A 17927-nucleotide genomic window follows, 5' to 3' on the forward strand; every position below is an offset into this window, starting at 1 on the left:
TGACAGAAATTATTTTGTGATAAAAATACCACGATCGACCAAAACATTCATTTGGAAATAAAATTTTTCCTGAATAACGGCAGTCGCATTTTTAAAAATATTAACATTTCTCAATCCTGATTTGTCAGTGATGGACATCTTAAATCCCGTCAGATCTGGATTGATAATGATTTTTAATAAAAAACCAGCACCAGAATTGGGCACTTCTTCAAGCATCCGCTTGAATTCAAAATTTCCCACTTTTGTTTGAGCAAAAGTATTGTCTTTTAAAGTAAATTTTTTGATCGTAGGCGCAAGTGCGTAGGTTTGCTTGCAATCCTCCAATGTTTTTTCTGTAACGAAAGCCATAATTCCTCCAACAATTAATTTTATTTTAAACTATTTTTTAATGCTAAAACAAACGCATCCACTTCCTCAAAAGTATTGAATTCTGAAAAAGAAATCCGAATGTTTTCCTTTAATTGAGGAGCATGCTCCCCGTAAACACTGCTCAAAACGTGTGAGGGTTCAATTGTTCCTGCCGTGCAAGCTGATCCTGTAGAGATCGCAATTCCTGCCAAATCAAGTTTTGTCAATAGTAAATCATGATTGATTCCAGGAAATGCCAGATTGACGACGTATGGCATTGATGTTCCAAACTCATTTTTATAATAGTTGAGACCTGTGAGTTGCTCAATGAGATGGGATTTAAGCGCTAGAACATGATCATAATGTTGGTTGAGCTGATCCAAAGCGAATTCCAAAGCTTTTGCCATTCCAACCAAGCCATGAATATTTTCAGTCCCAGCACGCCGTTTTTCTTCTTGCTCCCCTCCATGAATGAGCGGATCAAACTTCAAATCACCATGATAAAGAAATCCTACACCTTTAGGACCATGAAATTTGTGCGCAGAAGCACTCAAAAAATCTGCCCCAATTTCAAGTGGATGGACTGGAATCTTTCCCATCACTTGTGTTGCATCCACATGAAAGACCGCAGAATGATGCCTCAAATAATCACCCACCTCAGCTACTGGAAGCATTTGACCGGTTTCATTATTTGACCACATCACACTTACCAAAATTGTCTCAGGACGAATCGCTTTAATGATGCTGTCAGCACTGATGGAACCATCCTTTTTGGGCTTGACCAAAGTAATCTCAAAACCATGACGGTCATGAAGATAGCTCAGTGCATTTAAAACAGAAGGGTGTTCAATTTCAGTACTGACAAGATGATTTCCAAGTGCACGATGTGCAAGTGCATAGCCAATGAGCGCTGTTGCGTTTGCCTCACTTGCACCAGAAGTAAAAGTCACGTGATGTGGCGTCACCTCAAGGGCATTTGCAATGACTTCACGACTTTTTCTGACCTTCTGAGCAGCAATTCGCCCATAAGAATGAATGCTTGAAGGATTTCCAAAAGTTGAAAGAAGGACATCAGACATCACTTTCACTACCTCAGGCAATACAGGCGTTGTCGCCGCGTTATCTAAATATATAATAATGATTACTTCCTTTCACTGAATCATAAGTAAGACGACCTCAAAACAAAGTCCTCACCAGAAGAAAAATCCATTGATTCTTTTTCTATTTTAACACGTTTAGAATTTTTTGTCTCTAAAATAAAAAACAACGAAAGAATCGAAGTTTTTAAGCATCCCAAAATGCTTCAGTTAATCTTGTGGTTTTTCATGCTCAAATAAAGGAGAAACAGGGCGTCCCTCATGAATCCGTAAAATCGCACTGGCTAAATATTCAGCCGCAGAGAGATATTTCACATTTTCAGGTTTGCGATGATCCGTCACGACAGAATCTGTCACCACAATCTCTTTAATTCCCGCATGATTTAAAATATCCGCCGCATTAGTAGTGAATAACCCATGACTTGCAACAGCATAAATCTCACTTGCACCCGCCGCTTTCACAACGGCTGCCGCATTTCCAAAAGTCACACCAGAATTCAAAATATCATCAATTAAAATGACTTTTTTACCGGTCACATTTCCGATAACATAGCCATTTTCACGGTGTTTATCATCATCTTCGTAATCCACAATCGCGATAGGAGATTCAAGATATTCAGCTAAACTACGCGCACGCTTAATCCCCGAATTCTTTGGTGCAACAACCACAACATCATCACCAAACAACCCATTTTTACGATAATAGTCTGCAAAAAGCGGCACCGTAAACAAATTATCAACTGGAATATCAAAGAATCCTTGCACTTGAACAGCGTGTAAATCCAATGTTAAAACGCGACTTGCTCCAGCTTTAACAATCATATCCGCCACTAATTTAGCAGTGATTGGCTCACGAGAAGTGGCTGTACGATCTTGACGCGCATAACCAAAGTAAGGCATGACAATATTGACAGAATGAGCAGAAGCACGTTTGCAAGCATCAATCATGATTAAAAGTTCCCAAAGATGATCATTGACAGGACAGCTCGTTGATTGGACGATGAAGACATCCCGACTCCGAACCGTTTCTTCCATATTGATCATAATTTCGCCATCAGAAAATTGTTTCGTAGAAACTTTTCCTAAAGGAACACCTGTAAATTGACTGATGTGTTCAGCAAGTCCAGGATTTGAAGTCAAAGCAAATAGTTTTAAGTGCGAGTCAGAGTAAACCACGAATTCTCTCCATTTTCATATTATAGGAAGAGTCATCCAAAGATGAACACTCCCAACATTTTATTTGATATATCTCTATTTTACCAAAAAACTTATAAAAAGAATAGTCTTTTTTAACACAGATCAGAATGAAAGGGCTTTTAATTTTTTGCAATTGAAAGATAAATCTAACATTGTGTTGACAGTTGTGATCAATTTGTGAAAACATGATCAAGCGCTTGCGTAATAAATAAAATAGTGCTATACTAGTACTGTCAACTTGTCAAATGATCTGTTTGGCAAATCGAAATTTTATCATCTTCATGAGGAGAAAAAAAATGAAAAAAACAAAAATCGTCTCACTTTTTGCAGTTTCTGCACTCTCAGTAGCCATGCTTGCTGCTTGTGGAAACAACAACTCAACTAAAACATCAAGTTCTGATGCGAAAACAACTCAATCAGCAAAAACAATGGATGTCTTTGCTGGAGCAACAAAAGGGACCGATAGCTTTGCAGATCTTCAAAAAGGATTTGCTAAAAATGGCGCATGGTTAAATGCGACAAAAGGAGATATGGACGCTTCTGGAAAAACACTGACCGTGGAAGGGCTCTTTCTTGGCGACAATGCCGTTGCGCGTAAATTAGCAATCTACAATCAAGATAGCAACTTCAAAATCACAGCACGTTACACACTAACAGTTGGTAAAATCGAAGTGAAATCTCCAGGATTCTATATCTCAAACGGTACAGTCAAAGGAAATGTAGATGTTTTTGCAGCAGGATTCCACGGACAAACAGGTCAAGGGGTTGCTGGACAAGCCACTATTGATGGGAATTTGACTTTTGCGAGCCAAGCCTTACTTGATGCTTACAATAAATTGCCAGACGCACAAAAAGTTAAAGTTACTGGAACAACATCTGTTGTTAAAGGTGACGTTGTTTCATACGGTGCAGGTGCGATTAAAGCAGCTGAACACGGAAATGTGACTTACCTCTTCAAAGGAAATGGATCAGATACTCAAACCGGAGCAACCACAGGAACTGCAGATGCAGCAACATTTACTTCAGGACTTGGAAAAAATGGCGCATGGTTAGTCGCAGCAAATAAAGACATCGATGCTTCAGGAAAAGACATCACAGTTGATGGCATCTTCTTGAATGAAGCAGGTATGGTCCAACGGACACTTGCCCTTGCAACAACAAATCAAACACACCAAATCACAGGCACATTTACTTTGACAGTCGGACGTTTGATCGTCAACTCACCTGCCACAGACTTTGAAGGTGGAAATGTAAAAGGTGATGTTTATGTTGGAAAAGATGGCTCACTCCAATCACGTGGTATGAAGACACCTGCAGGCACTGTTTCAGAATCCATGATCACAGGAAATCTCTACTTTGCAACTCAAAAACAATTGGATGCTTATAAAGCACTTCCAGCTGCAAATCAATTTAAAGTATCAGGAACAGTAGGCGTAAAAACAGCAGATTAATTTTCAAATGAATCAATAAAGAAAGCCTTTTGAAAAGGCTTTTTTTTAATCTCAAAAAGTTGTATAATAGGGTAATCTATTGTTTTTTAATTGAGCATCGAAACATAAAAAATAGTCATGACATGCTCTAAAAAATATTAATATCTTGCTATTATCATTTAAAATCATAAAAATATTGGAGAAAAAGATGTCAAAAGAAACATTCTCAATGGAATTTGCAGGGCGTACGTTGACGGTAGAAACAGGTCAAGTCGCAAAACAAGCAAATGGTGCAGTAGTGGTTCGTTATGGGGACACTACGGTCTTAACAGCAGCAACAATGGGCGGATTAGCTAAGGGAGATTTTTTCCCTCTCACAGTCAATTATACTGAAAAAATGTATGCTGCAGGAAAATTCCCTGGTGGATTTATGAAACGTGAAAGTCGTCCGTCAACGGATGAAACCTTAACGGCACGATTGATTGACCGTCCAATTCGTCCAATGTTTCAAGAAGGATTTCGCAATGAAGTCCAAGTAATCAATACAGTGCTATCTTATGATGAAGATGCCACACCTCGAATGGCAGCAATGTTAGGATCATCTTTGAGTCTTGCGATTTCAGATATTCCATTTGATGACCCGATTGCTGGGGTCGAAGTGGCTTATATTGACGGTCATTATATCATCAATCCTTCAAAAACTCAAAAAGAAAATTCAGCGCTTGAGCTTTCAGTAGCAGGGACACAAACCGCAATCAATATGGTGGAATCTGGAGCAAAAGAACTCTCAGAAGACATCATGTTAGGTGCTCTTTTAGCAGGACACGAAGCCATCAAAGTATTGATTGAGTTTCAAAAAAGAATTGTCCTTGCTGTTGGACGAACTAAAGCAGAGGTAGAAATATTGCAAGTTGATCCTTCCCTTGCAGTTGTGGTGCATGCCAAATATCATTCTGATTTGAAAAATGCAATAAAAAATGCAGATAAAGTAACCCGTGAAGCACAAACAAAAGCTGTAAAAGAAAAAGCACTTGCTGAATTTGAAGCAGAATATGCACAAGCAGAAAATTTAGAACTTGTATTACGAGACGTATCAGAAATCTTAGAGCAAATGGAACACGCAGAAGTTCGCCGATTGATCATCGAAGAAAAAATTCGCCCAGATGGACGACAGATTGATGAAATTCGTCAGTTAGAAGCACAAGTGGACTTCACACCAAACACGATAACACATGGTTCTGGTCTGTTTACACGCGGACAAACGCAAGCACTCTCGACATTGACTTTAGCACCTATGGGAGATGCTCAGATCATCGATGGATTAGATTTTGAACATAAAAAACGGTTCATGCACCACTATAACTTCCCTCAATATTCTGTCGGAGAGACGGGGAGATATGGTGCACCGGGACGACGTGAAATCGGACATGGTGCATTAGGAGAACGTGCGTTAGCACAAGTTTTACCTAGCTTAGAAGAATTTCCTTATGCGATTCGATTAGTTGCTGAGGTTTTGGAATCCAATGGTTCAAGCTCGCAAGCGTCAATTTGTGCGGGCACATTAGCACTGATGGCAGGAGGTGTTCCTATCAAAGCTCCTGTTGCTGGAATCGCGATGGGATTGATTTCAGACGGCTCTGATTATACTATTTTGACAGATATTCAAGGATTGGAAGATCACTTTGGAGACATGGATTTTAAAGTTGCAGGAACGCGTGACGGAATTACCGCACTTCAAATGGACATCAAAATTCAAGGCATTACACAAGAAATTTTAGCTGAAGCTTTAGCTCAAGCTAAAGTTGCTCGAATGGAAATTTTGGATGTGATAGAAGCAACTATTCCAGAAGTGAGACCTCAATTAGCTCCATCTGCTCCGAAGATTGAAGCCATGAAAATTGATGTAGATAAAATCAAAGTCGTGATTGGTAAAGGTGGCGAAAATATCAATGGAATCATTGATGAAACACACGTCCAAATTGATATTGATGAAGTGGGAAATGTTGCGATTTTCTCAAATGATTTAGATGCGATTAATCGTGCAAAATCAATGATTTTAGAGCTGATTCGTGAAGCAAAAGTAGGCGATATTTATGAGGCTAAAGTGGTTCGGATTGAAAACTTTGGTGCATTTGTAAATTTATTTGGCAAACAAGATGCAATGGTTCATATTTCAGAGCTGTCTTGGAAGAGAACAAACAAAGTTGAAGATGCAGTTAAAATAGGGGATACTGTCAAAGTTAAAGTCATAAAGATTGATGACAAAGGACGTGTGGACGCTTCTATGCGGGCTTTGATTGAAAAGCCAGAGGATTATGTTGAACCTGAGCGTAAACCACGTGAGCGCCGCGAAAATGGGAAACGAAACGGAAATCGCAAATTTAATGATCAAAAAGATCGGTCAACCGCACAAAATCAAAAATTCACAGTGCATCATCATAAATCCTCTCAAGGAGAAAATAATAGTGATGCTAAAAGTACGATCTTTGATGAAGATTTTCCAGAACTTTCAACAACAAAACCAGAATAAAATCCGTCCATCAGTCATTTTCTAACGCACGTTAGAGTAGAAATAGGAAAATCATGAGTTCATACGATATTAGCCCAGAATTAGACGATAAATTAAAAAATTCATTGAAAAATCAAGGTCAATTTTTAGAAGATATTTCACTAGTTTACGCCATGCAAACTTTTCCAATCTTGGTTCCTTCTCAAATTTTTTACTTTGAGAATAATGGAGCAAAAACATTACCTGTGTTTACCACACCAGAAGATTTAGAAATTTTTCAAAAAGATTTAGCCAACATCGAAACGAAATGGGAATTACGCCCAATTCGTGAGATTTTAGTGGCTTTAATGCAAATGGAGATTGAAGCAGTAGCATTTAATCCAAAATTAGAAAAAGATGAGGATCATGGTAATACAGCTTATTTCGATAAAAAAGATTTACTTGGATTTATCGGATATTACACTGAAATTTTAAATGTCATGCTTGATTCAAAAAATATGAGCATTGACAAAAAAGAAAGAACTTACCTTGTGCCCTTATTCATTTGGAAAGACGAAAAAGAGGAGGTAAATCGTGGTTTTGCTAATTTAGTTGCTAAAGATGGACGTGAATTTGTTCCTGTCTTTGATAATTTGAATAGCTTAGCTTTGTGGTATAACGAACCATATTTTTCGGAAGCATTCAAAGAAAATCAAGGCCAAATTTTACCCATCACATTAAAAGAATTACGTCATCCAGAAAATGGAGTGAATCATTTTGGAAACACACATGGAATTACAATTGATCCGCTCGACACATCAGGGGATGATTATGAAAAAACAGTGATGATGTGGGATGAAATCGAATAAGACCACGTAAAACATTAAGCGCTCAAAAAAGAAAAAAATCAGTATTTTTTCAAGATTATATTTGAGTAACTCTTACTCTTTAATACTTATGGTATAATTACGATAAGTATTTTTATATTTTTCTCTATTTTCGAGAAATTAAAATGAAATGTGGTAAAAATGAAAAAAGTGAAGAAGGGATTCTGGAGTGAGGGCATTCGAGTGACGCGTGAAAATGATCCCGCTGCGCGTTCAGCTTTAGAAATTATTTTGACCTATCCAGGGTTGAAGGCACTTGCTGCGCACCGATTTTCACATTGGTTATGGCAACATGATCTCAAACTTTTAGCTCGGATGCATTCTCAGTTTTGGCGGTTTTTAACGCAAATCGAGATTCATCCAGGCGCTGAACTTGCGTTTGGAATATTTATTGATCATGGCTCTGGTCTTGTGATTGGCGAAACAGCAGTTGTCGAAACTGAGGTGAAATTGTATCATGGTGTTACACTTGGTGGAACAGGAAAAGATGTAGGAAAAAGGCATCCCACGGTCCGAAAAGGGGCACTTATTTCTGCTCATGCGCAACTTTTAGGTCCGATTGAGATTGGTGAAAATGCAAAAGTAGGAGCAAGTGCAGTTGTTGTGACAGATGTTCCAGCTTATGTCACGGTCGTTGGGATTCCAGCAAAAGTCGTCCGTATCAATGGAAAAAAGGATGAAAAAGAAATCTTAACCTTAGAAGAAAAAAGGGAAGCAAGTTATCACTCTTCTCATTTATAAGGAAAATCAAATGAAAAAAAGAAAAATCGCATGTTATGAAAAGCACATGATTGAGACTTTAAAAACCTTTACGGATGCAATCATGTCGATTATTGCGACGCTTATGGTTCTTGAAATTCCAGTACCTCATCTTTTGAATGGACAACACTACGCTTTACAAGAAACGTTTAATGCGTTAGTCATCTTTTTTGTGAGTTTTTTGGTTGTTTTATCTTATTATTTCGATATGACAAAATTTTTTCATCGCATTCACAAAATCAGCGGGCTGCACGTATTTTTATATGTGATTTTTTTGATGCTTTTGTCACTATTTCCTTTCATGACGCAAGTCAATATCGGAACACACCCTACACTATTTACCATCGTCTATGTGATCTATATTGTTGTGGTTTCGCGGTTTATTAGTATGCTTTGTCAAAAGGTTTATCAATTCAATGGGATCACCCTAAAAAGAAACCGACACAGTGCGTGGGATCTGCTTTTAATGGCAACCCTTGCAATTGTTTTGTCTTTCTTTGTGGGAAGTAATGGCTCAAGCTTTGTCTTGCTTTATCTTCCAATCAGAAGCTTGATTAGCTCAGTGGTTTTTGATGATGAAAATGAATAAAAAAAGGAGTTAAAATGAAAATTTATAATACAATGAGTCGTCAATTGGAAGTTTTTCAGCCCATTGAGGCAGGTAAAGTAAGAATGTACGTCTGCGGACCAACCGTTTATAATTATATTCATATCGGCAATGCGCGTGCGGTAGTTTCTTTTGATGTAATTAGAAGATATTTGGAATATCGTGGTTTTGAAGTGAATTTTGTCTCGAATTTTACTGATGTGGATGATAAAATTATCAAAGGAGCAAATGCTGAAAAAATGACCACCACAGCATTTTCACAGCGCTATATTGAGGCGTTTTTTGAAGATACTGATGCGCTTGGAGTAAAGCGCGCAAGTGCAAACCCTAAAGCAAGTGAATACATTGCACCTATGATAAGTTTTATTGACGATTTGATCCAAAAAGAATTTGCTTACGTCTCACAAGGGGATGTTTATTTTCGTGTCGCAAAATCAAAAGACTATGGAAAACTTGCAAATAAAAATCTATCAGAGCTTATAGCTGGTGCTTCAGGTAGGACAGATGAAGAAACGCTCCGTAAAGAGTCATCGGCAGATTTCGCACTTTGGAAAGCTGCAAAGCCTGGTGAGGTGTCATGGAAATCCCCTTGGGGCATGGGACGTCCTGGCTGGCACATTGAATGTTCAGTGATGGTTGAGAATTTATTAGGAGAGACAATTGATATTCATGGCGGGGGAGTAGATCTTGAATTTCCTCATCACACAAATGAAATTGCACAGTCTCAAGCAAAAACGGGTCATTCATTTGTCAATTATTGGATGCATAATGGGTTTATCAATGTCGATGGAGAAAAAATGTCCAAATCACTTGGTAACTTTACCACGGTTCATGAATTACTTAAGGTGATTCCTGCAAAGCATCTGCGCTTTTTCTTAGCAGCCACGCATTATCGCAGACCAGTTAATTTCACTGATGATGCGCTCATTGAAGCAGAAAATAATGTTAAGAAAATCGAAAATACGTATCGTAATCTTGTCAGTACTGACAGCACGATGCTGTCAGCACTGACAGAAAAAACGACAGCGGATGATACAAAAAAAATGCTGGCAGCTTTCAAAAATAAATTTGAAGAAGCGATGGATGATGATTTTAATATTGCTAATGCATTAACCGTTTTTTATGACATGATTAGTTGGATTAATAAAGGACATTATAGTGCTGAGATAAAGTCATTTTTTGAGGCTGTGTTAGAAATTTTAGGGCTTCATTTTGAAGAGGCGACACCGCTTGAAAGTGAAATTGAAGCGTTGATTGAAGAACGCCAACAAGCACGCCAAAATCGTGATTTTGCAAAATCAGATCACATCCGTGATGCGCTCAAAGCGCGTGGAATTATCTTAGAAGATACGAAAGATGGGGTCCGGTGGCATCATGAATGAAGCACAAGCTAGACGACTAAATGGTATTGCACTGGCCTATATAGGAGATGCCGTTTACGAAGTTTTCGTGCGCGATTATCTTTTAGCACAGGGAGTGACAAAACCAGCTCAGCTCCAAAAAAATGCAACCAAATTTGTTTCAGCAAAAGCACAAGCTGCTGTGATTGCTCACATGCAAGAGCAGCAGTTTCTGTCAGAAGAAGAATTGGTTTATTTCAAGCGTGGTAGAAATGCCCATAGTAAAACGACTGCGAAAAATACAGATGTGATTACTTACAGAATTTCAACAGGATTTGAAGCCGTATTTGGGATGCTTCATTTGACACATCAAGAAGAACGCTTGGAAGAATTATGGCAATTTTGTTTGACCACAATTGATTTATAAACAGATTATTTTAAAAATGCTGAAAATTTCGCTAAAATGTAAAGAACAATAAGAACAGCGAAAAGAGAGACATGTATAGAGTAATCTTAATGTATGGCACAGAAGAGCCGTGGTGGTTTTTAGAAAATTGGAAGAAAGATATTGTTTGCGTAGAAGAATTTGAGAATTTTACAAAAGCTTTAAAATATTATAAATCACAGTGGTTGTCTATGTCGCAAGTCTATGAAAAGTATAAAAGTCAAGATGACTTACTCTCTGCATTTTGGGAAACGAAGGATCAAGTGTGGTGTGAAGAATGCTCTGATTATCAACAAAGGTATCACAGTCTCGCACTCTTAGAAGACTGGCATGAACTTCCTGATGAAAAACGGCGCTGGGCTTATTGTAAATCCACAGCAGAACAACCAGAAAAAAGATGTCAAAAAAAATCAGATGCATCGGCGATGTCAAAGGATTTGACGGCTTGAAGGATCGACTCTCCCTTTGGAAATGGAAAAATAAGGATTTGTGCTTGATAAATCATAAAAAAAGAGTTAAAATAGCACTATCATAAAGACTCGATGGTCAAAGCTCGGGAAAATAGGTGTTTTTTGTCGTACCAGCTACGATTGAAAAGATGTATTTTTCACTAGCTTTGGCTTTTTTGTTTGCCAAAATTAGGCCAACTTGAATTTTTAAAGAAATAAGGAAAAAATCATGCCAACTCAATTTCAAGAAGAATATGATGTGATCGTCATTGGAGCAGGACACGCGGGTGTTGAGGCCGCACTTGCAGCCGCTCGAATGGGAACATCAACACTCCTTCTAACCATCAATTTGAACATGGTCGCATTCATGCCTTGCAATCCTTCTGTTGGAGGATCAGCAAAAGGCATTGTCGTCAGAGAAATCGATGCTCTAGGCGGTGAAATGGGACGAAATATTGATAAAACTTACATTCAAATGAAAATGCTAAATACAGGAAAAGGACCGGCTGTGAGAGCATTACGTGCCCAAGCTGATAAACAACTGTATTCAGATGAAATGAAACATACGATTGAGCGGCAAGAAAATTTGACGCTCAGGCAAGGAATGGTCGAATCGCTATTAACAGACGATGAACAAAAAAAAGTCATTGGCGTAAGAACTCAGACAGGGACATGTTATAAAGCTAAAGCGGTGATTATTACTACAGGAACAGCATTACGTGGTGAAATTATTATTGGCGATTTGAAATACAGTTCGGGTCCAAATAATTCACTTCCTTCTATTGGCTTAGCAAATCATCTGCGTGAATTAGGATTTGAAATTGGTCGATTTAAAACAGGAACTCCCCCACGTGTCCTAAAAAGCTCGATTGATTATTCTAAAACAGAAATTCAACCAGGAGATGAAAAACCGAATCATTTCAGTTATTTATCCAAAGATGAACAGTATTTGAAAGATCAAATTCCTTGTTATTTGACTTATACCTCTGAGAACACCCATAATATTCTTCGAAACAATTTACACCGGGCTCCTTTATTTTCAGGAATTGTAAAGGGGGTTGGCCCGCGGTATTGTCCTTCGATTGAAGATAAAATCACACGTTTTGCAGATAAGCCACGTCATCAACTTTTTCTTGAACCAGAAGGACGAAACACAGATGAAATTTATGTAGGAGGCTTTTCAACTTCTATGCCAGAAGATGTGCAATTTGCTGCACTTAAGACCATTCCAGGGCTTGAAAATGTTGAGATGATGCGAACTGGATATGCCATTGAATACGATATGATTTTCCCACATCAACTTCGTCCAACACTTGAAACGAAACTTATTTCAGGATTATTCACAGCAGGCCAAACCAATGGAACATCTGGCTATGAAGAAGCTGCTGGCCAAGGGTTAGTGGCTGGAATGAATGCCGCGCTTCAAGTTTTAGGAAAACCAGAAATGATTTTGAAACGAAGTGAGGCCTACATCGGTGTGATGATTGATGACTTAGTCACGAAAGGAACAGTTGAACCTTATCGTCTTTTAACCTCGCGTGCAGAATATCGTTTGATTTTACGCCATGATAATGCTGACATGCGTCTCACTGCGATTGGACGTGAAAAAGGACTGGTTGATGATGAGCGCTGGGAGGTTTTTCAAGCTAAGATGGCGCAATTTAATCAAGAAATGCAGCGGTTGAACACAGAAAAAATCAAACCTAGTGTAGAAGTACAAGAAAAACTTGGAATGATGGGATTTGGTCCAATTAAAGATGCAATGACAGCAGTAGATTTCTTGAAACGGCCCGAAGTTCATTATCAAGATTTAGCTTCTTTTATTGGCACAGCACCGAAAAAAATCGATCGCACAGTGATTGATCTGATTGAGACTGAAGTAACTTATGAGGGCTATATAAAAAAAGCCATGGCTCAGGTGGAAAAAATGCATCGTTTGGAAGAAAAGAAAATTCCAAAAAGTATGGATTGGGATGCTTTAGATTCGATTGCGACAGAAGCACGTCAAAAATTTAAAAAAATTAATCCTGAAACTTTAGGACAAGCCAGTCGAATTTCTGGAGTAAATCCAGCAGATATCAGTATCTTGATGGTTTATCTTGAAGCACATTAATTAAAAATGGACTTAGAATAATAAAATAGGAAGGTGAAAAAGGAGGCTGATGTTTAAAAATATTATTTTTGATTGGGATAATACCTTGTTTCCTTTAAAAAAATATTGGAATTTGGCCCACCGTCGCATTTTTTTAGAATTATTGCCATTAGATACAGTCACGATTGATGAATTTATGGCGCAGTATCTGATTTTTGATCAAAAGATTTGGGAGCAAATTCATCAGGGGGAAATCTCAGTGGCGTTCGGGCGTGAAGAGCGCGTGCGACTGGTTTTAGATTATTTTGATATTCCTTATAAACCGTTATTTATCAAAAATTTTTTTGATATTTATTTGACGGCATTGATTGATGAAATTAAACGAGACGACGTGCTAGTTGATCGACTCTTAACGCTTTCAAAAACGTATGCAATTTCGATTTTAAGTAATGGTGGAAGTTGGGAACAGCGTGAAAAAATACGTCAATTTGGATTTGAAGGAATGTTTCCAGTTTATATTTCAGAAGAAGTGGGCCTTCAAAAACCAGATGAGGCGATTTTTAAGTGCGTTCTTAAAAATGAACATTATGCGGTCAGTGAGACTCTGATGGTTGGAGACACGCTCGTTCACGACATCATTCCTGCTCAAAAATTGGGAATGACAGGAGTATATATTGGTCAAGAAAAAGAAACTGGTGCTACTTTTGAATTTCAAACCATTGCCGATTTTTTAGATGCAATCGAAAAAAATGAACTAAAAAAATGAGAGGCAAACTCTCATTTTTAATGTTTTAAGGCAAGATTTGGAATGTAGAGGGAGGAATTTTGTAAAAAGTCAAAATCAAAAATCCCTTTTTGTTCAAATTTGAATCGATGGAGATATAATTTATTTTTTTCTTGACTAAAAAATGAAAATTCACCGACTAAGTTCCCTGTCACGACAAGCACAATATTTTTTTCAGGTGTATTCAAACGCTCAAGCCAGCAGTTTTCGTGGAGTACATAGAAAATTCCTGATTGTGTTTTATTTTTTACGCGCGCTTTTTTTGGTAACTTTTTTCGATCTGTCATGGTTTTTGTGACAAGTAAAGAATGCTTGATCATGAGATGTTCCATCTGCACGAGCTCTTCGACCACTTTTGAGACGATTGGCATAAATCGTAAACGAGAACTTTTGTGTTCGGCTTTTGGAAGATGGAGCGTTGAAAGCACATGATGTCCGTACATCACTTTCTTGTGCGGACACCAATTTTCAGTTTTACTGATTTCAGAGGCAAGGTGTTCTAATTCATAAAAATTCATGGTATTTCCTTTCATTTTTTGATTTTTTATAGGTTTATTTCTAATTATTTTATCATTTTTTTCTTATTTATTAAAATGATATCGATGACTGAATCGTGGGGAAAGGTCATTAAACAAGACGAACTTTGAAGATAAATAGTTTTTGATTGACAATCAACTTGGAATTATGATATACTAGTAGAGTTGAAAAGCAGAAGCACCCGCTTCTCGCCTTAGTGGTTACAGCCCTGGGCAAACGAATGGAATTATTCACAAAAAACGAATGTTTTCATGAGCGGGGCGAGATTGTCGTTCCGCTTTTGTTTTTCTTAAATAAATTTTTATAGAAGGAGAACGAAGATAGCTAAACAAGACAACAGAAAACCTATGATGAACGGTGCAATCCGTGCTCGTGAGGTTCGTCTCATTGGTGCTGAAGGTGAGCAACTTGGTGTTACACCAACTGCTGAAGCCCTCACACAAGCTGAAAATCTTAATATGGACTTGGTTTTGATTTCTAATCAAGAACCCCCAGTTGCGAAAATCATGGATTATACTAAATTCATGTTCCAACAAAAAAAGAAGTTGAAAGAGCAAAAGGCTAAGCAAGCCGTTATTGAAGTCAAAGAAGTGCGTTTGTCACCTGTGATTGACCAAAATGACTTTGATACAAAACTTCGCCAAGCCATTAAGTTTCTTGAAAAAGGAAATAAAGTTAAGGTTTCAATCCGATTTAAAGGTCGGATGATTACTCACCAAGATGTGGGTCGTCAAGTTATGGACAAGTTTGCTGATGCAACAAAAGAAGTTGCGATGGTTGAACAACGTGCCAAAATGGATGGTCGCCAAATGTTCTTACAACTCGCCCCTCTTAAAAAATAATGGGCATTGCTCAAAGGCAATGAGCGTTGCATGTGGCACCAATCAACAGGGTTAACATTTAACTCTAATCACAAAGGAGAAAATAAAATGCCAAAACAAAAAACTCACCGTGCATCTGCAAAACGTTTCAAACGTACAGGTTCAGGCGGTCTTAAACGCTTTCACGCTTATACATCTCACCGTTTCCACGGTAAGACAGTGAAACAACGTCGTCAATTGCGTAAAGGAACAATGGTTTCTAAATCCGACTTTAAACGCATCAAACGGATGCTTGTAGGGATGAAATAATTTTTTTCATGCCTGACGAATTCTGTCAGTACTGACAGAAGACATATAAAATCTGAAAAATGCTGTCAGTACTGACAGAAATAAAAATTTCTAAGAAATAAAGGAGAAACACAAATGGCTCGTGTTAAAGGTAGCGTTGCAACTCGTGCGCGTCGTAAACGCGTTTTAAAACTCGCTAAAGGATATTATGGAGCAAAGCATAAGCTCTTCAAGACAGCTCATGAACAAGTCATGAACTCATACTACTACGCATTCCGCGATCGTCGTCAAAAGAAACGCGACTTCCGTAAATTGTGGATTGCACGGATCAATGCAGCTGCTCGCATGAACGGACTTTCATACAGCAAAATGATGCACGGTTTGAAATTGGCTGAAATTGAAATCAACCGTAAAATGCTTTCTGATTTGGCGATTACAGATGCTGCTGCATTTACTGTACTTGCTGATGCTGCAAAAGCTGCGCTTGCAAAATAAAAATTAAAAAGCCGCAGGGCTTTTTTTTCATTGTTTCAGACAAAAGTTGATAAAATATTAACTTTTGTGATATGATTTAAAATGAGAATAAGAAAATAAGAGTTAGGAAAATAAATGCAACGAGTGAAGTCCGTCTTGCAAAATAGTGCAATGACGTTAATGTTATTAATCAGTTTAAGTAATGTCGTTGGACTGTACATCTGGAGGATTCATCCGTTTGGGTATCACAGAACGATGAATTATTATCGCTTTGTCGCTCCTTTTGGACTAAACACGCATTTTATTTTGGCTTTTGTCTTAGGCTTTATCGGACTTTTAGTCAGTTTTAACTTGTTTAGATATGTTCGATCAGCTTGGATTATTGCAATGGTGACACAATCTGTCCTGTTAGGACTTCATTTGGTCATGGCACGACCGCTTTTTTCAATCAATGCCGCGATTTCCTTATTTATTTTGATTGTTTTGGGGGCGACGTACAAAGATTTCAGTCGTTCTTCTGAGCGACTCAACATGAGGCGTGGGCTGATTATTGCAGTCGTCCCATTTGCGATGGCACTATTTAATACGCTATTATCCCTGAGCCTTTTGAGTAATAATTATCAAGGGTCTCACAATGCAGTGCTAAGTTTTAATGACTCCATTCGTTTTTTGTTTTTGATGGATTTCAATCTTTCAAATTATAACGACAATGTACGCTTTTTTGCTTTTTCATTGATTATTGTGAGTTGGGCTTGTATCGTTATTGCTGCATTTTTGGTGCTAAAACCTTTGGTTTACAATCCCTTTGTCAGTTCATTAGAACGCAAAAAAACGTTTGATCTTGTCCAACGTTTTGGAAAAAATCCGATGGATTATATGACGATGATGTCTGATAAGCATTACTTTTTTGGGGAAATGGTTGAAGGAGTGATTGCATATGTCATGGTAAATAATATCATGGTGATTTGTGGGGATATGATTTGTGCAAAAGAAAATGCTGTGATTTTTCTCTCAGAAATTCGTCGATTTGCTTATAAAAATAATTGGAAAATGTTATTTATGGACATTACAGATGACTATCAATCTGTTTATGAAGGACAAGATTTTGGATTGATAAAAATTGGGGAGGATGCCTGTATTGATCTATCTAGCGGGTTTAGTCTAGCTGGAAAAGCACGTGCGAAAACGCGTGCAAATATTAATCATGCGAAAAAAAATGGGTTGATTGTTAAAGAATATGAGCCTACAAAACAGCGCAATGTGACCATTGAACGAGAAATTTCAGAGATTTCTAAAGAATGGATGAAAGGAAAGGGAGCAGAGATGGGATTCATGCTCGGTGGACTTTCTCTTGAAAATCCTTTGGGAAGACGTTATTTTTATTCAGAAAATTCGCAAGGAAAGATGCAGGCCTTCATTATATTTGTTCCTTATGCCCAAAATAATGGCTATATGGCTGATGTGACGCGGCGCAGAAACGATGCACCCAATGGTTCAATGGAAATTATTTTTGCACAAGCATTTGAAAAAATGGCACAAGAAGGGGTCAAATGGGGCAACATCGGACTCTGCCCTTTGGCAAATATGGATAAAGATGATAGATCCATCACCACACAACTCTTTCAGTTCGTTTATGAGAATCTCAATGGTGTGTACGGTTTTAAAGGACTTTATCAGGCGAAGAAAAAATGGGCACCGACCGATTGGCAACCACGTTACATTGCGATTTCGCCTAAAGTTTTTGGTCCAAATTTCGCTTACGCGATGGTTAAAGCTCAAAACCCACGCGGGATTAATAAGATGATCATGGAAAAATTACGAATTCACTCTGAAAATTAAAGCTGTCAGTACTGACAGCTTTTTTGTTAATTAAGCAATACAATG

General features: G+C 38.0%; 18 protein-coding genes and 1 other annotated feature. Of the genes, 14 read left to right on the top strand and 4 right to left on the bottom strand.

Annotation, left to right across the window (positions count from 1 at the left end):
- Positions 1-9: 9 nt before the first annotated feature.
- From GHI93_RS09155 to GHI93_RS09165, 3 genes are all read right to left on the bottom strand, one after another.
- Positions 10-348, bottom strand: coding sequence for a DUF1831 domain-containing protein (locus tag GHI93_RS09155; protein ID WP_153496753.1), 339 nt, complete (start codon positions 346-348; stop codon positions 10-12).
- Positions 349-368: 20 nt separating this feature from the next.
- The gene (locus GHI93_RS09160; protein WP_343030355.1) at positions 369-1484 is read right to left on the bottom strand and encodes a cysteine desulfurase family protein; all 1116 of its coding nucleotides are present in this window, start codon (positions 1482-1484) and stop codon (positions 369-371) included.
- Between the two features lie 171 nt (positions 1485-1655).
- Positions 1656-2621 (bottom strand): ribose-phosphate diphosphokinase, encoded by a 966-nt coding sequence (locus GHI93_RS09165; protein ID WP_343030353.1) that lies wholly within the window; start codon positions 2619-2621, stop codon positions 1656-1658.
- 317 nt (positions 2622-2938) lie between these two features.
- Between GHI93_RS09165 and GHI93_RS09170 the strand changes: the two genes are divergently transcribed.
- From GHI93_RS09170 to GHI93_RS09215, 10 genes are all read left to right on the top strand, one after another.
- Positions 2939-4093: a hypothetical protein gene (locus tag GHI93_RS09170; RefSeq protein ID WP_153496755.1), complete on the top strand. Its 1155-nt coding sequence runs from the start codon at positions 2939-2941 to the stop codon at positions 4091-4093.
- Positions 4094-4280: 187 nt separating this feature from the next.
- A complete protein-coding gene (pnp, locus tag GHI93_RS09175; protein ID WP_153496756.1) occupies positions 4281-6602 on the top strand; it encodes a polyribonucleotide nucleotidyltransferase in 2322 nt (773 codons plus the stop codon).
- 53 nt (positions 6603-6655) lie between these two features.
- Positions 6656-7429 (top strand): hypothetical protein, encoded by a 774-nt coding sequence (locus tag GHI93_RS09180; protein WP_153496757.1) that lies wholly within the window; start codon positions 6656-6658, stop codon positions 7427-7429.
- A 159-nt stretch (positions 7430-7588) separates the two neighbouring features.
- Positions 7589-8188 (top strand): serine O-acetyltransferase, encoded by a 600-nt coding sequence (gene cysE / locus GHI93_RS09185; RefSeq protein WP_153496758.1) that lies wholly within the window; start codon positions 7589-7591, stop codon positions 8186-8188.
- Positions 8189-8198: 10 nt separating this feature from the next.
- Positions 8199-8795, top strand: coding sequence for a TMEM175 family protein (locus GHI93_RS09190; RefSeq protein WP_153496759.1), 597 nt, complete (start codon positions 8199-8201; stop codon positions 8793-8795).
- Between the two features lie 14 nt (positions 8796-8809).
- Positions 8810-10195: a cysteine--tRNA ligase gene (gene cysS, locus GHI93_RS09195; RefSeq protein WP_153496760.1), complete on the top strand. Its 1386-nt coding sequence runs from the start codon at positions 8810-8812 to the stop codon at positions 10193-10195.
- A complete protein-coding gene (locus GHI93_RS09200) occupies positions 10188-10580 on the top strand; it encodes a Mini-ribonuclease 3 (RefSeq protein ID WP_153496761.1) in 393 nt (130 codons plus the stop codon). Before cysS ends, GHI93_RS09200 begins: the two co-directional genes overlap by 8 nt.
- A gap of 71 nt (positions 10581-10651) precedes the next feature.
- Entirely contained in the window at positions 10652-11047 is a 396-nt protein-coding gene (locus GHI93_RS09205) for a DUF1033 family protein (protein ID WP_153496762.1), read from the top strand.
- Between the two features lie 229 nt (positions 11048-11276).
- Complete coding sequence (gene mnmG, locus GHI93_RS09210) at positions 11277-13160, top strand: tRNA uridine-5-carboxymethylaminomethyl(34) synthesis enzyme MnmG (protein WP_153496763.1); 1884 nt, start codon at positions 11277-11279, stop codon at positions 13158-13160.
- A 49-nt stretch (positions 13161-13209) separates the two neighbouring features.
- Positions 13210-13905 carry an HAD family hydrolase gene (locus GHI93_RS09215; protein WP_153496764.1) on the top strand — a complete coding sequence of 232 codons (696 nt, stop codon included), beginning with the start codon at positions 13210-13212 and terminating at the stop codon, positions 13903-13905.
- A gap of 17 nt (positions 13906-13922) precedes the next feature.
- Here the strand turns inward: GHI93_RS09215 and GHI93_RS09220 are convergent, their stop codons facing one another.
- Positions 13923-14441: a hypothetical protein gene (locus tag GHI93_RS09220; RefSeq protein ID WP_153496765.1), complete on the bottom strand. Its 519-nt coding sequence runs from the start codon at positions 14439-14441 to the stop codon at positions 13923-13925.
- Positions 14442-14623: 182 nt separating this feature from the next.
- Positions 14624-14752, top strand: a sequence feature (ribosomal protein L20 leader region).
- 55 nt (positions 14753-14807) lie between these two features.
- On the opposite strand from GHI93_RS09220, the gene infC reads away from it, so the two are divergent.
- The 4 genes from infC to GHI93_RS09240 all read left to right on the top strand — a co-directional run bounded on the left by infC (position 14808) and on the right by GHI93_RS09240 (position 17882).
- Positions 14808-15302 (top strand): translation initiation factor IF-3, encoded by a 495-nt coding sequence (gene infC, locus GHI93_RS09225; RefSeq protein ID WP_153496766.1) that lies wholly within the window; start codon positions 14808-14810, stop codon positions 15300-15302.
- An 87-nt stretch (positions 15303-15389) separates the two neighbouring features.
- Positions 15390-15590, top strand: a complete 201-nt coding sequence (gene rpmI, locus GHI93_RS09230; RefSeq protein WP_096817730.1) for a 50S ribosomal protein L35 — start codon at positions 15390-15392, stop codon at positions 15588-15590.
- A gap of 114 nt (positions 15591-15704) precedes the next feature.
- On the top strand, positions 15705-16064 hold the full coding sequence (rplT, locus tag GHI93_RS09235) for a 50S ribosomal protein L20 (RefSeq protein WP_153496767.1): 360 nt from the start codon (positions 15705-15707) through the stop codon (positions 16062-16064).
- A 114-nt stretch (positions 16065-16178) separates the two neighbouring features.
- Positions 16179-17882 (top strand): bifunctional lysylphosphatidylglycerol flippase/synthetase MprF, encoded by a 1704-nt coding sequence (locus tag GHI93_RS09240; protein WP_153496768.1) that lies wholly within the window; start codon positions 16179-16181, stop codon positions 17880-17882.
- The last annotated feature ends 45 nt before the right edge of the window (positions 17883-17927 follow it).

It is taken from the genome of Lactococcus hircilactis, from assembly GCF_009601015.1.
Taxonomy (GTDB): Bacteria; Bacillota; Bacilli; order Lactobacillales; family Streptococcaceae; genus Lactococcus; species Lactococcus hircilactis.